Below are 13,849 nucleotides of genomic sequence, written 5' to 3'. Positions count from 1 at the left end.
TTAAAAATGATTGTTAGTAACCATACTTAACTTGTGATTTTTAATTGCAGTGTGATGGCAAGAATTATTCTCGATTGTAGTTACGCTCCACCGATAAAAGAGTTTGATTTAGAACTCCATCCCTGTTTTGTTGCTCATGGTATTACCTGGGTTCGATCATTTGTCGCTGTTGATGGCACTCGCTCTATTTGCGAATTTAAAGCACCTTATGCAGAACTTGTGCGTGATGCTTGCCGCCAAGGTGGTATTCCCTATGACCAGGTTTGGCGAGCTGAGATCTGTTTGGAGCAAAGCCAGTTTTTAAGGTTACCGGGTTCGACTCTGGTCATTACTGAAGTGGTAGATGGCAAGCCGATCGCATCTGACGAATGGATTACCATTCAAAAGACTGCTCAGACCTATTTCCAGAATCAGGACATCCAATCCGTTCTTTCTCTGGTTTCAGTGGGAGGCCGATATGCGATCGCAATCTTTACTGACACTAATATGGATGATGTGCACAAAGCTTGTTGTAATGCAAATATTCCTCTAACACGTATCTGGCGATCGCGCCTTGTCGTTCCCGGTTCACACCACAGGCAATCTAGTAGATCAAAACAAAAATTTTGAAGGTAGTGGAGGGGCATCGCCCCCCACTCCCCCATGTTGCAAAATTTATGACTTGTAACACTGGCCTTGCGTTGTATAGCTCTACGAAGGTGCGTTAGGACATTGGAATTAGAGAGGGAGTGGGGGCTTCGCCCCCAGCCAGGGGTGGAACCCCTGCACCCCGTCCTAACCACAATGACTACCGCTATAACAAAGCTTTTTTGGTTTCCAAAGCTTACTGAATAATCTCCGAATGATTTCAGGGCAACTGTCAGGCTAATGTAATATCACGCTACCAAAAATCAGCATTAGAACAAGATCCAACTAATATGCCCTACCTGTGGCGTGAAGCACGGTTGAAAGATCCAGGTGGCCATGATATTCAGCTGTGTTTTGCTGCCGATAATCGTCTAAATCCCCCTGGGAACTCAAAGGGAAACTTGCCCTTCAACCAGGGGCTGACTTCTTCTATAGGGATGCGGGTGGGCTGGATGATTTCTGGATGATTCCCGGACGGTTTCAGGACTGGGGTCTGAATAATCTGATAGCAGAACAGCAGACCAAATCCAATCTTTCAGATCCAGGGGGTGATCCCAATACGGGTGAAATGGAAAACTCTCATTGCCAAAGTTACGGTTTGGATGGTGCTTGAGCTTCTCTTAAACCTCCTGGGTCTAGATCAATTCGCTGATTACAGCGAGTTCCTATTCCATCCCTATCCAACTACTTTATCAATGTCTTGAGTGCTTGAAATTATGTCTACATTTCAACCATCTGTAGAATCTGCAAATCACTTAAATCTGGAAGCAAAGTATCATGAGCAAGCTTTTCCAACTGAGCCGCTTACTAAACAGGTTAAACCTGTTGCCTTACCTGAACAGGAGCGGGCCATTGCAACCATTGTTTTAGCATTTAGTGCCGATCCCGCAGCACGCTGGATATATCCAAATACTCAGCAATATCTGACCTATTTCCCTCAATTTGTAAGAGTATTCGGAGGCAAAGCATTTAAGCATGGCACCGCTTACTCCATTGAAGATTACTCTGGCGCAGCACTCTGGTTTCCACCAGGGGTTGAGCCGGATGAAGAGCCACTGATGGCATTGCTTCAAGAAAGCATCTTTGAATCGGATCAGGCAGATCGATTTGCTCTATTTGAGCAAATGGGGCACTACCATCCCAGGGAACCTCACTGGTACCTGCCGCTGATTGGCGTAGAACCAGTTCAACAGGGCAGGGGCTATGGTTCAGCCCTGATGCAACATGTATTGATGCAGTGCGATCGCGATCGCATCCCTGCTTACCTTGAAGCTTCAAAACCAGCGAATATTCCCTTCTATGAACGACATGGGTTCAAGGTCCTGTGCAGAATTCAAGTTGCAGCATCGCCACCCATTTTTCCCATGATGCGCCTTCCGGGCTAGTTCCCATCCAGTATTGTTGCTTGACCCTCTACATGGCAAAGTCGCTGAAACACAACCAGAAAACAGCTTTTTCAACTGTGTTCAATTTCTAAAAACTACAACAGGAGAACAAACATGACTGCGATCGCAATCAACTCCAACCAGAGCTACGCACAATCCCTGCACCGCGCTGCTAAGGTCAACTGGCGGATTGAAGATCTTATTGGTGGCGATAAACGCCTGGACTTCAGCAAACGATTTATGCCGGAAGTGCTGGCACGAGTCAATCAGATTTCTTGTCTCAACGCATCAGAAAAGCTAATTCTGAATCAAATTCGCGGTAATAGCTATTTACATCTGTTTGGTTTAGTTGAAGAATTCATTGTTCCCTGTGTTCTCGATCATGTCAAAACTACAGGTCTGACTGATATCACCGCAACTCAAGCCCTGCTGCATTTTGCTGAAGAAGAGAGTAAACATATTCGGTTATTTCGTCACTTTGCTGAAGAGTTTGAGATTGGTTTCGGTAGCCGCTGTGATGGTATTGGTCCTGTACAGGATATTGCCAATGCGGTGCTTCAGCATCGTCCGCTGGGAGTGGTATTGATCATCCTTTATATCGAATGGATGACGCAATATCATTATCTGGCTAGCATCCGTGACAATTTTGGCGAAAGCCTGGATCCGCAGTTTTGTAATCTCTTACGAAATCACTGGCTGGAAGAAGCTCAACACACCACGTTAGATACTTTGATGGTGGAGCAATTGGTGTGCCAGTTAGAACCATCTGAGGTAGAAGCTGGTGTAGAAGACTTCTTTAAGCTAATTGAATTCCTCAATGGTGGACTGATGATGCAGGTGCAACTGGATATTGAAAGCCTTGCCAGGGCAACAGGGCGCACCTTCACCGAAGCAGAAAAGCAAGAAATTCAAACCGTGCAGGAGCAATCCTATCGCTGGACTTTCATTGGCTCAGGGATTACTCATACTCAATTTGTGGAAACCTTTAAACAAATAAGTCCTGTCCAGCAGGCACGGCTGTTGGAAGTTGCTGAGATTTACTGTCAGTAATACATCTGCGATTGCCCCTACTAAACATTAGGGGCGATCGCAGCAATAGTTTTCATCTTCTTCTTATAGGAAGTTAACAACTTCAGGATCGCAGTGACGAAGAACTAGTGAAAAGATTTAGTCCAGGGAAAAAGGCGTTAAGACGATCGGGTTGATGAAATCCACGACGGTAAGTTGCCTCTTAGCTCGACTTTGTCCATTGATTAAAATTGCAGCTATTCTTAGCGATGCCTGAATTTCAGACAGATTCTCGAACTTTTTTAAGTGTTTAGCGGTCAACTAATATCAAGAAAAGTCTAGAGAATATCAAGAAAAGTCTAGAAAAAATTTGACATGCCACAATTGCTACCAGTTAGGGAGTCAGAAATTGGATAAAGTCGAGCTAAGGTGAAAGGGAACGTTGTTCCAGCAAAGCAACGAGTTTGTTGACACTTTCTGCCTGAAGGCGGGCGGTTTCCGCTTGCTGCTTGATGGAATCCGCTTGCTGCTTGATGGAATCCGCTTGTTGCTTAGCGGTTTCTGCTTGTTGCTGAATCAGGAGCTTGATTTCAGTCAGCCCTTCGGTGAGGCGACCAATTTGATCGATCAGAATATCCAGTTTGCTGTTGATCAGGCGGTCGTCAGTAGTCATTCTGATATCCGAGATATTTTTGTATTTTTGCAGATTCTAACTGGAAGAGCAGAATTTGTGGCCGCGATCGCCCTCTACTCCCAAACCGTTTGCGATCGCTCGTGAATCACGCGTCCGTAGACGGCTTCTGTTTGCTGAGACAGCTTATCCCAGCGGAAGCGGCGGTCCAGATCTTCGTAAGCATTGTCAACTAACCAGTGAGCATAATCTGGGTTTCTCAACACTTCCAAAATACCCCAGGCCAGGGAGTCCGGATTGTTTGTCCAGGTAACGATGCCCGTCTTGCCATGACGGACAACCTCTGGAAAGCCACCCGTATCGGAAACCACAACCGGTACCCGGGCCGCGAAGCTTTCTAACGCCACAATTCCGAAGGGCTCGTACAGACTGGGAAATACGGCACAGTCGGCGATCGTTTGAAACCTATCCAGATCATCTTCGGGCATAAACCCGGTAAAAAAGCATTTGTGCCAGATACCCAAATCCCAGGCCTGCCGTTTTAAATGACTGGCATTGCCGCCTCCAATCAAAACGAATTTGACATGATCCCCAATCTCCTGAATCACTTTAGGAGCCGCACTCAACAGAACAGAGACTCCTTTCTCATGGGTCATGCGCCCGACATAGTACACAATCTTCTCGTCATCTCGGGCAAAGCGACGACGAAAGTTTTGGTAATCAAAGTCCGGATCGCGCTGTTTTTTTTCAGCCCGGATGCCGTTATAGACAACATCAATCTTGTCCCAGGGAGATTGCAGGGCCCGTTCAACCTCTAAACGCATGTAGTTGGTACAAACAATGATGCGCCAGGCGTTGTAGGCCAGCAGCATTTCCTTGCCGTGAATGTAGCGCTGCTGGTCTGTATAAATGCCGTTATAGCGACCGTACTCGGTTGCGTGAATAGTAGCAACTAAGGGGGTTTTGAAGGTATGCTTGAGGGCGATCGCTGCATCTCCCACCAGCCAATCATGGGCATGGATAATGTCAAAGGGTCCTTCCTCTGTTAAAAGCTTACCGCCGTGGCGTCCCATGCTCTCATTCATGTTGACGACCCAATGGAAGAAATCATGGCTGGGTCCAATCATGACCCGATGGACATAGATTCCATCCACCACTTCGTAACGGGGTGCCTGACCAAACTCTACGGTTACTAGATGAATTTCGTGCCCGCGCTTAGCCAGTTCTGGGTAGAGTTCTGCTACATGGCGAGCGATCCCGCCTACAATGCGGGGAGGATACTCCCATGCCAGTACCAGAATTTTCATCGCCGATTGTTTAGACACTTCACTTACTTACTAATCTATACAGCCCTCCAGTGCAGGTAGGCGGAAATCAGTAAACACATGGGGGAATGAAAGAGTATCTTGTGCTATTCTTTCACCGGCCAGTCGAAACACCCTTCTCCATAGGTTAGCCCAGGAGGGGAAGTCCATTTCGATAGAGTATAGAATCTCAGTACTGGAATGATTTCTGAACTCGGGAAGATGTGCTGTTAAAAATACAGGTTGTGTGGGAGCAATTATGGGCTTCGAGTATGGAACTGGATGGTGGACTGAGTCTGGAGTAAAGTCATGCAGGAAGTAACTTCTCCAGTTCTCTTTCCACCGCTGCTATTGGCAACTGATGGCTCTTCCAGTGCCCGTCTTGCTCAAAAATGGCTTTACTTGATTGCCCAAACTCTGCCCCAACCAGAGGAGTCCAAATCCACACTGGTTATGGCTCTAATGGTGCAACCGCGACGGTCTAGCCGCTCTAACCAATTGTTGAGAAGAATCAGACGTTTACCCGAACCCCAGCCAGACGAACCACAAGACCGCCCACACTTGAGCGATTCCTCCTCTGAAAAACTGTTTTCGGAAGCCAACCTGACTGAACTGCTACATACTGATTTCCCGGCCAAATTTCCGGTTTCGGTTGAAATTCGTCGGGGCCGCCCTGCCACGGAAATACTGAGTTACGCCCGAACCATTAGGGCAGGGCTGATTGCCGTAGGGTCTCGCGGGACAGGTGGAGTGCGGGAACTGTTGCTAGGGAGTGTGTCGGCAGTGGTCGCTCGCTACTCTTCCTGTAGCGTTTTGGTCGCAAGGGGAGCGGGTGAGGTAGCTACGGAACCTAGCTTAAAGCATGTATTACTGGTGGTGGGTACTTCTCCTGCAACCGAGGCAGCAATTATTGCGACCCAGCAGTTGGTTTCTGGGGGAATCCGGCAGGTAACTCTTCTGCATGTGCAGCCATTTCTCAACGCCGATTACCTGTTTGGTCCATTTGTTGCTCCCACTCCAAGCTGGCAGTTAAACCAGTCTCTACAGAAGGCTCAGAGGGAACAGGGTGAGCAGATTTTACATCTGGCGAAGGAAGCATTGGAATCGCCCAACCTCCAGGTCGAAACCTTGCTGCAAATCAGTGAGCCGGGGCCTTTGATTTGCCAGGTTGCTCAGCAGCAGGGCGTTGATCTGGTGATTTTGGGGAGTGATCGGAAGCAGCGATCGCTGCTACCATCCCTGCCGACCCTCCGCCCAGCTAAATCACTAGAACGAAGCCAAGAAGAGCCTCGCCCCCTTCTGCGCAATACCCGCCTTGGCCCCACCGCAGACTACACTATTCATCACGCTCCCTGCCCGGTGCTGCTTTGTCGCTCAGGTTAGCCATGACAGGAGTCGGTTTAACAGAGTAGGCTATAGGGAGGATCAAAATGGATAATTGATCCGGTTTTGATCCAGCATCTATCCTGAATATCCCGAACCCATTTGTCCTAGAGGAAGTGTTGGCATGCAGGCATTTCCCGAAAAGTCTGCCGATGTTGAAATGCCATTACAGCTTTTGCTGTTTGTTGATAAGCGTCCCAGTTCAAGGGAGCAAATTCGTCATGTGCAGGAAGCGCTCAAGGACTTGCGAGCGGAATATTCGTTTGAGCTTCAGGTGGTGGATGTTGGAGAGCAGCCCTACCTGGCTGAGCACTTTCGGCTGATTGCAACCCCTGCGCTGGTTAAGATTCATCCTGAGCCTCGACAAACGCTGGCTGGTAACAACCTGATTGAGCAACTCCAACACTGGTGGCCTTACTGGCAGCGCTCAGTAGAAGACTACTTTAAAGATTTGGGCTACCTCCAATCGTCTTCAGACAATCTGGGAGAGGAAAAGCTGTCACATCCCTCAGAAAAGGGGGCGTCTGTTAAACCCGTGCATCTCACAGATTCAGATCCTCAAGCGGCAAGTGGGGGAGGAAGTGATGTGCTTGATAGAGCAGTCAAATCTGCGCCGGAACCTTCCCAACCTTCTACGATTCGTCGAGCTGTCAATTCGATCGCCCGTTCAGCCGAGCTTATTCAACTTTCAGATGAGGTCTTCCGACTCAAGCGGGAGAAGGAAGAGCTGGAGCACCAGCTTCAGTTTAAGGACCAGATTATTGCCATGCTGGCACATGACCTGCGCAATCCATTAACGGCAACCTCCATAGCGCTGGAAACCCTGGAAATGGGGCATGACCCGGTGAAGGGATGGTCTACCCGATTGACCCCCGCCCTGACGGCCCAGCTTTTGAAGCATGCCCGGACACAAACACGGGCGATCGACCGCATGATTACCGATATCCTCCAAGCCGCACGGGGTGCGAATGCCGAATTGCGGATTCAACCCCAAAAACTGGATATGGGTGTTCTATGTCTGGAAGTGCTGGAGGAACTACGCGATCGCTTCAATGCTAAATCCCAGCATGTAGAGAAGGATATTCCGTCCGATTTACCCCCTGTCCTTGCTGATCAGGAACGGGTGCGCCAGGTAATTGTCAACCTGTTGGATAACGCGATTAAATATACTCCTTTAGGGGGAACCATATCGCTGTCTATTTTGCATCGCACCACCCAAAAAGTTCAGATTAGTGTGTGTGACAATGGACCTGGCATTCCCAAAGAAAACCGGGAGCGCATCTTTGAAGATCATTTTCGACTTGCTAGGGATGAAAACAAAGAAGGTTATGGAATCGGGCTTTCCCTCTGCCAGCGGATCATTCGAGCCCACTATGGCCAGATCTGGGTAGATTCAACCCACAGCCAGGGCAGTTGTTTCCACTTCACACTACCCGTGTTCAGGGAGTAGAAACGTCCCTTAGACAAAATCTTTGAATGACTTCCCAGATTTCATCCCTGACATCGGTTAGTGCATGGTTACTGTTCAGTTCAACCAGAGTTACCCAGGGGCGAGTTTGGGCATAGTGAATGCTGGCTTCAATGGGAATCACTTCATCGTGCCTGCCGTGGAGGATGAGAGTAGGTACTGGACGCTGAAGTTGATCTTCCTGATACTGAGCGGCATCTTCAACAAACTGATAGCTGAGCGGTAGCATTCGGTCTTCACCGTAGTGATAAACCGACAAAAATCCTGTTTTTTGCCATTGCTGTACCTGAGCCTGCCCCAGTTTTGGTAGCCAATGGGAGAGGAACCCAAAGGCAGGAGCCAGCAATACTAAACGCTGAACCTGGGGGTGCTTCTGCCCCAACCAGGCCGCGGTTAGCCCACCAAAGCTGGAACCAATCAGAGTGACTGGAATTTCATTATTGGGAAGCAGTGATTCAACCTGTTGAAGTTGACGGGTGAGCGTAAGGTGGGTGAAGTCTTGTTGGTTCAAATCTGGGATCAGGAGGGGAATGTTGAGCTGAGCGAAGCGATCGCCCAGATCTCTGGCCTTAGCCGAATGTGGGCTGGAAGCGAAGCCGTGGAGGTAGATGTAATGCATGGGGGATGGAGGGATGGGTAGAAGCGTTGGTCTTACTGGTTTTCGGTTGTCCTATACTGCTGGAAGATTGGGCGTAAGAATATAGCGGTAGTCATTATGGTTAGGACGGGGTGCAGGGGTTCCACCCCTGGCTGGGGGCGAAGCCCCCACTCCCTCTCTAATTCCAATGTCCTAATGCACCCGCGTAGAGCTATACAGGGATACGAAGATCTTAATGACAATGCCAGATACCGGATTCCAGCCAGACGAGCAAACGAATTTCCATCAGTCCACTCAATCTTTTCCCACGATTTCCATTATTGTTCCAGTCCGTAATGGGGGTAACAGTTTTCGTCACTGTTTGCAGAGTCTGACAACGGTGGCCTCCAGGGTGCTAGAAATCATCGTTGTGGATGACGGTGGAACGGATGATTCCAGTTTGTGGGCAGAACAGGCGGGGGCGATCGCCCTCAGACTTTCTACCAATGGAGGCCCGGCCCGCGCCCGCAATCGAGGAGCAGAAATTGCGAAAGGCGACATCCTGTTTTTTATTGATGCAGATGTCACCCTTACGCCTGAAACGATTGAGGGAGTGATCGATGCCTTTCGCGATCGCCCCACTCTAGCCGCTCTGATTGGATCCTATGATGATGCTCCGGGTGCCCCCAATTTTCTTTCTCAATATAAGAATCTGTTTCACCATTACACCCATCAAACGGGATGTGAAGAAGCGACTACCTTTTGGGGAGCTTGCGGTGCGATCCGGCGCGAAGTGTTTTGGGCCGTCGGTGGTTTTGATGAGCGCTATCGCTATCCTTCTGTAGAAGACATTGAGCTGGGCTATCGGCTCAAGCAGGCAGGTTATCAAATTCGGCTGTGCAAAGATGTGCAGGTCAAGCATCTGAAGCACTGGAAGGTAGGTTCCCTGTTGCGGGCAGAAATCTTTTACCGGGCTATTCCCTGGACAGAATTACTCTGGCGCGATCGCCAATTCTCCAATGACCTCAACCTGAAAAATGCCAGCCGTGTTAGCTTAATCTTGACCTATGCTCTATTTGCCTGCATGATTGCAGGATATTGGTGGTCACTGGTGTGGTTTGTGGGAGTGGGAATTGGCTGTATGCTTTTGTGGCTGAATCTACCCGTATATCGGTTCTTTTACAAAAAACGAGGGTTCCTGTTCACCCTTCAGGTCATTCCCTGGCACTGGCTGTATTTTCTCTATGGCGGGCTGGCATTTGCAGTGGGTACCCTGCGCTACTACTGGCGCAATGGGCTGAAAGCAAATCCCCTGTCCCTGTCCTGAATCAAGCCCTGTCCCTAAGTAAGTCCCTGAAGGTTGAGAAATGAAACACTATCCCGTTGTTGTCATTGGTGCTGGTCCTGCCGGACTCACAGCCGCTTACGAGCTGATGAAACGAGAGACACCGGCGATCGTTTTAGAGCAGGCCGATAAGGTCGGTGGCATTTCCCGAACAGAAGTGTATAAGGGTTATCGCTTTGACATTGGTGGACATCGCTTCTTCACCAAAGTCAGTGAAGTGCAACAGATCTGGCAAGAAATTTTAGGGGATGACTTCATCAAAGTCCCCCGTCTGTCTCGCATCTATTACCGAGGAAAATTCTATAACTATCCCCTTTCCCTGCTGAATACATTCCTCAACCTGGGGGTGGTGCCCAGTGCTTTGATTGTTTTGAGTTATTTGAAGGCCAGGCTGAAAGTCAAGCTCAACCCTGGCAAAGAAGCAGAAACCTTTGAGGAATGGGTGACTGAGCGCTTTGGGGCACGGCTCTATCGTACTTTTTTCAAAACCTACACTGAAAAAGTGTGGGGTATCCCATGCAGCAAAATTCGAGCCGATTGGGCAGCCCAGCGGATTCAGGGGATGTCGCTCAAAGGAGCGGTGATCAATGCCCTGTTTGGCAGCCAAAATGCTAAGAGTCTGATCAAGGAGTTCGATTACCCTTTGCTGGGTCCCGGTATGATGTGGGAGCGTTGCCAGGAAATCCTGGAAACGAGGGGAACGCCAGTTCATCTCAATACTATGGTGACTCGTATTGAGCGGGCGGGCACCCAGATCAAGCGCATCACGGCTAGGCAAGGAAACCGTACTTTTCAGATCAGTGCGGACCACTTTATTTCCACAATGCCGGTATCTGCTTTGCTGCGTTGCCTCGACCCCTTGCCTCCGCAAGAAGTCCTACAAGCTGCACGCGGACTCCGATACCGGGACTTTCTAATTGTGGCGCTGATTATTAATCGGGAACATCTCTTTCCCGATAACTGGATCTATATTCACAGTCCAGAATTTAAGGTTGGACGCATCCAGAACTTTAAGAACTGGAGCCCGGCGATGGTGCCTGACCCCAATAAGACCTGTTTGGGGATGGAATATTTTTGCAGCGTTGGAGAACCGCTGTGGGGAATGTCGGATGCGGAGTTGATTAGACTGGCAACCCAGGAAGCGATCGCCCTTGGTTTAGGAGTAAAAAGAGGGGATGTGGAAGATGGCGTTGTCATTCGCCAGCGAAAAGCCTACCCCATCTACGATGCCGAGTATCGTCAACACCTCCAGGTGATTCAGGATTACTTGGAAACCTTTGATAACCTTCAAACTGTAGGCCGGAATGGCATGCATCGCTACAACAACCAGGATCACTCCATGCTGACGGCCATGCTGGCAGTCCGCAACCTCTTTGGTGAGGAACACAACCTCTGGACGGTCAACACCGAGCGTTCCTACTACGAGGAGTTCACCCTTGACGATGCCAGGTCTAAGCCTGTGTTGGTTCCCCCCCGCTACCCAGAAAAAGGCCCCCTCTCTCCCCATCGACCCAAAGCAACCATTTTCTAATGGAGGCTAACCTGCCCACCCCTCCCGATTCACACAAGACCCTAACTACATCGGGCCGACACATGGCGTCAGGTACGCTCCAGGTCTTTCTGGCAGAGTCCCTCCTGCTGCCAACGGGTCTGCTGACGGCGGCTTACCTGACTCGTCAATTGGGACCCGAAGGCTATGGTTTGTTGATGCTGGCAACCACAATTGTCTCCTGGCTGGGCTGGAGCATCACTTCCGCGTTCACCCGCACCACGATTAAATTCATTGGCGAGGCCGAGGATTGGCAGTCGGTCGCAGCAACGGTGCTCCAGCTCCACCTGGTGCTTGGGGTGGCGGCAGCGGCTTTGTTCTGGATTTTTTCAGAGCCCCTGGCTGGAGCATTGGGCGAACCGGAGCTGACCCCCTACCTGCGTCTGTTTGTCCTGGAAGTACCCATTTTCTGCCTCACCTATGCTCACCGCAGCGTTTTGGTGGGTCTGGGCAAATTCAGTCAACGGGCGGTTTCTACAGCAGTACGCTGGGTCTCGCGCCTGGTGTTGATTGTGGCGCTGGTCGCATCAGGACTGTGGCTCTGGGGTGCCATTCTCGGCAGTCTGCTGGCCGCCTTGATTGAGCTACTGGTATGTCGCTTCTATGTTCACCCGCCCCTGTTTTGGCGATCGCCCTTCCCACTTCAAAAACTGTGGGGATACGCCGTTCCCCTGTTTCTGCTGGCTCTGAGTCTGCGCCTGTATGAAAAGCTGGATCTGCTCATGCTTAAACTGTTGGGCGGAACCGCTGCCGATGCTGGTTTTTATGGAACGGCGCAAAATCTTTCCCTAATTCCCAGTCTGTTTACGCTGTCGTTTGTGCCGCTCTTGCTGTCTACCCTGACGCGCACACTGCACTCAGCCGACCTGGAGAAGGCAAAACGCCTGAGCCGAGATGCTATGCGGTTGGTGCTGCTAATGCTGCCGTTTGCAGGGTTGGGGGCAGGAGCCTCAGCAGAAATTATTCAATTGCTTTTCAGTTCAACATTTCTGCCCGCCGCTCCTTTATTTTCAGTGTTAACTTTTGGAGCTGTTGCCCTGGCAATGATTGCTGTGACAACGGCCATTCTCACGGCAGCAAGCAAACCCAACTGGACGATCGCTCTTACTGGCCCGATGGTGCTTCTGGCAATCATTGGTCATTTATGGGTGATTCCAAAATTTGGCCCGATCGGAGCGGCGAGTGTCACAACCCTCGTTGCCAGCCTGGATGCGGTGGCACTCATTCTCGCCATCTACCTCCTCTGGCAAATCTTGCCCCCTTTTCTTTCCCTGGCACGCAGCCTGTTTCTGAGTGGGATAATGTACGGACTTGCTAGCCTGTGGGTCGTGTCAGGCTGGCTGCTGGTGGGCAAATTGCTGGTTCTAAGTACCCTGACTCTAGTGGGGTTTTTGCTTATGGGAGAATTGAGCGATCGCGAATTTGAGCTGGTACGATCAGGCATTCGTTCAACCGTTGGATATTTCTCTGGTAAACACCGTTCCAGCTAGGTGCATGACTCAATCCTCGTTCCCCTTCGTCTCTGTGATCGTTCCCGTCTTCAACGATGCGATTCGGTTGAAACAATGCCTGCTTGCGCTCGAACAACAAACCTATCCCCACCATCGTTATGAAGTGGTGGTGGTTGATAATGGCTCAGATGCGGATCAGCACATGGGGGAACTGGTGCTGCCATTTGAGCAAGCCACCCTTGTTTACGAAAGCCAGCCGGGTTCTTATGCAGCCCGTAACCGGGGGATTGCCGTTGCCAAGGGAACGGTAATTGCCTTCACCGATGCAGATTGTACTCCCGCCTTCGATTGGATCGAGCAAGGTGTCAGAGCCCTGTTAGTAACCCCTAATTGTGGATTTGTGGCAGGAAAAATTGAACCGTCCTTTCTAGACAAAGCTCACCCCACGCCCATCGAACTCTACGAAAGCCTGTGGTATGCCCTGCCCCAGCAGGAATTCGTTGAGAAACACCACTTTGGGGCAACGGCCAATATGTTTACCTTCGCCAGGGTCATCCAGCAGGTGGGAGCCTTTGACGGATCGCTGAAATCCAATGGAGACAGGGAATGGGGACAGCGGGTACATGCCGCTGGCTACCAGCCTGTTTATGCCGAAACGGTCTGCGTTACCCATCCCGCCCGCCACTCTTTTCAGCAACTCTATGCCAGAGCCCGTCGGATTACAGGTGGTCGTTATGACTTACAGAGAAAACATTCGTTTTTAAAGCGTAACAGTCTTTTTGTCTTTAATCTGGTGAAATATTTAATTGCCCCCATTTTGATGGTCGGGTTTAATCTATTCCTGGATAGACGTTTGAAAACTGTTCAGCAAAAGATCCAGGTTTCGCTGGTCATGTTTTTTGTTTCCTATGTTTATGTGATAGAGATGTTACGCCTCAAATGCGGTGGAACCTCCTATCGAGGCTAACTGCAAGATCAGGCCAGCGATCGCTCAGTTGAGCCAGTTGCTCTGACGGTTACCCCATTACTCCACCTCCCCCTTTACTCAAATTTCATGAGCGTTCGGGAGGATTTCCCGCAGCGGTTGAAGAGTATATAAAGTTCTGCCTAGGAAGTCGTCG

Annotated in this window: 12 protein-coding genes; 9 read left to right on the top strand and 3 right to left on the bottom strand. The window is 49.9% G+C overall.

Annotation, left to right across the window (positions count from 1 at the left end; genetic code table 11):
* Window positions 1–54 precede the first annotated feature (54 nt).
* The 3 genes from P4D80_RS15915 (at window position 55) to P4D80_RS15905 (ending at window position 3,062) form a co-directional block, all read left to right on the top strand.
* On the top strand, window positions 55–609 hold the full coding sequence (locus tag P4D80_RS15915) for a nickel-binding protein (protein WP_421654980.1): 555 nt from the start codon (window positions 55–57) through the stop codon (window positions 607–609).
* Between the two features lie 734 nt (window positions 610–1,343).
* Complete coding sequence (locus P4D80_RS15910) at window positions 1,344–2,012, top strand: GNAT family N-acetyltransferase (protein ID WP_421654979.1); 669 nt, start codon at window positions 1,344–1,346, stop codon at window positions 2,010–2,012.
* Between the two features lie 114 nt (window positions 2,013–2,126).
* Window positions 2,127–3,062, top strand: coding sequence for a hypothetical protein (locus P4D80_RS15905; RefSeq protein WP_421654978.1), 936 nt, complete (start codon window positions 2,127–2,129; stop codon window positions 3,060–3,062).
* Between the two features lie 382 nt (window positions 3,063–3,444).
* On the opposite strand, the gene P4D80_RS15900 is transcribed toward P4D80_RS15905, so the two are convergent.
* Together P4D80_RS15900 and P4D80_RS15895 are read right to left on the bottom strand one after the other, a co-directional pair.
* Window positions 3,445–3,693 (bottom strand): hypothetical protein, encoded by a 249-nt coding sequence (locus P4D80_RS15900; protein ID WP_421654977.1) that lies wholly within the window; start codon window positions 3,691–3,693, stop codon window positions 3,445–3,447.
* Window positions 3,694–3,767: 74 nt separating this feature from the next.
* Window positions 3,768–4,976 carry a glycosyltransferase family 4 protein gene (locus tag P4D80_RS15895; protein WP_421654975.1) on the bottom strand — a complete coding sequence of 403 codons (1,209 nt, stop codon included), beginning with the start codon at window positions 4,974–4,976 and terminating at the stop codon, window positions 3,768–3,770.
* Between the two features lie 288 nt (window positions 4,977–5,264).
* Here P4D80_RS15895 and P4D80_RS15890 point away from each other — a divergent pair, with 288 nt between their 5' ends.
* Together P4D80_RS15890 and P4D80_RS15885 are read left to right on the top strand one after the other, a co-directional pair.
* Entirely contained in the window at window positions 5,265–6,338 is a 1,074-nt protein-coding gene (locus P4D80_RS15890; protein ID WP_421654974.1) for a universal stress protein, read from the top strand.
* 124 nt (window positions 6,339–6,462) lie between these two features.
* On the top strand, window positions 6,463–7,788 hold the full coding sequence (locus tag P4D80_RS15885; RefSeq protein ID WP_421654973.1) for a histidine kinase: 1,326 nt from the start codon (window positions 6,463–6,465) through the stop codon (window positions 7,786–7,788).
* On the opposite strand, the gene P4D80_RS15880 is transcribed toward P4D80_RS15885, so the two are convergent.
* Window positions 7,778–8,425 carry a YqiA/YcfP family alpha/beta fold hydrolase gene (locus P4D80_RS15880; protein ID WP_421654972.1) on the bottom strand — a complete coding sequence of 216 codons (648 nt, stop codon included), beginning with the start codon at window positions 8,423–8,425 and terminating at the stop codon, window positions 7,778–7,780. The two genes, P4D80_RS15885 and P4D80_RS15880, sit on opposite strands and share 11 nt — an antisense overlap.
* Before the next feature lie 214 nt (window positions 8,426–8,639).
* Between P4D80_RS15880 and P4D80_RS15875 the strand changes: the two genes are divergently transcribed.
* From P4D80_RS15875 to P4D80_RS15860, 4 genes are all read left to right on the top strand, one after another.
* Window positions 8,640–9,710 (top strand): glycosyltransferase family 2 protein, encoded by a 1,071-nt coding sequence (locus tag P4D80_RS15875; protein ID WP_421654971.1) that lies wholly within the window; start codon window positions 8,640–8,642, stop codon window positions 9,708–9,710.
* Window positions 9,711–9,750: 40 nt separating this feature from the next.
* On the top strand, window positions 9,751–11,259 hold the full coding sequence (locus P4D80_RS15870; RefSeq protein WP_421654970.1) for an NAD(P)/FAD-dependent oxidoreductase: 1,509 nt from the start codon (window positions 9,751–9,753) through the stop codon (window positions 11,257–11,259).
* 62 nt (window positions 11,260–11,321) lie between these two features.
* Window positions 11,322–12,767: a lipopolysaccharide biosynthesis protein gene (locus P4D80_RS15865; protein ID WP_421654969.1), complete on the top strand. Its 1,446-nt coding sequence runs from the start codon at window positions 11,322–11,324 to the stop codon at window positions 12,765–12,767.
* 4 nt (window positions 12,768–12,771) lie between these two features.
* Window positions 12,772–13,695 carry a glycosyltransferase gene (locus P4D80_RS15860; protein WP_421654968.1) on the top strand — a complete coding sequence of 308 codons (924 nt, stop codon included), beginning with the start codon at window positions 12,772–12,774 and terminating at the stop codon, window positions 13,693–13,695.
* Window positions 13,696–13,849: the final 154 nt, after the last annotated feature.

It is taken from the genome of Leptothermofonsia sp. ETS-13, assembly GCF_049200465.1.
In the GTDB taxonomy this organism is placed as follows: Bacteria; Cyanobacteriota; Cyanobacteriia; order Leptolyngbyales; family Leptolyngbyaceae; genus Leptothermofonsia.
The sequence above is the reverse complement of the archived record's forward strand: the minus strand, read 5'-3'. Positions and strand labels throughout refer to the sequence as shown.

Coding starts and splice junctions, on each gene's coding strand:
- P4D80_RS15885 (WP_421654973.1), top strand. CDS start 6,463: ATGCAGGCATTTCCCGAAAAGTCTGCCGATGTTGAAATGCCATTACAG.
- P4D80_RS15870 (WP_421654970.1), top strand. CDS start 9,751: ATGAAACACTATCCCGTTGTTGTCATTGGTGCTGGTCCTGCCGGACTC.
- P4D80_RS15915 (WP_421654980.1), top strand. CDS start 55: ATGGCAAGAATTATTCTCGATTGTAGTTACGCTCCACCGATAAAAGAG.
- P4D80_RS15865 (WP_421654969.1), top strand. CDS start 11,322: ATGGCGTCAGGTACGCTCCAGGTCTTTCTGGCAGAGTCCCTCCTGCTG.
- P4D80_RS15900 (WP_421654977.1), bottom strand. CDS start 3,693: ATGACTACTGACGACCGCCTGATCAACAGCAAACTGGATATTCTGATC.
- P4D80_RS15905 (WP_421654978.1), top strand. CDS start 2,127: ATGACTGCGATCGCAATCAACTCCAACCAGAGCTACGCACAATCCCTG.
- P4D80_RS15875 (WP_421654971.1), top strand. CDS start 8,640: ATGACAATGCCAGATACCGGATTCCAGCCAGACGAGCAAACGAATTTC.
- P4D80_RS15890 (WP_421654974.1), top strand. CDS start 5,265: ATGCAGGAAGTAACTTCTCCAGTTCTCTTTCCACCGCTGCTATTGGCA.
- P4D80_RS15860 (WP_421654968.1), top strand. CDS start 12,772: ATGACTCAATCCTCGTTCCCCTTCGTCTCTGTGATCGTTCCCGTCTTC.
- P4D80_RS15910 (WP_421654979.1), top strand. CDS start 1,344: ATGTCTACATTTCAACCATCTGTAGAATCTGCAAATCACTTAAATCTG.
- P4D80_RS15880 (WP_421654972.1), bottom strand. CDS start 8,425: ATGCATTACATCTACCTCCACGGCTTCGCTTCCAGCCCACATTCGGCT.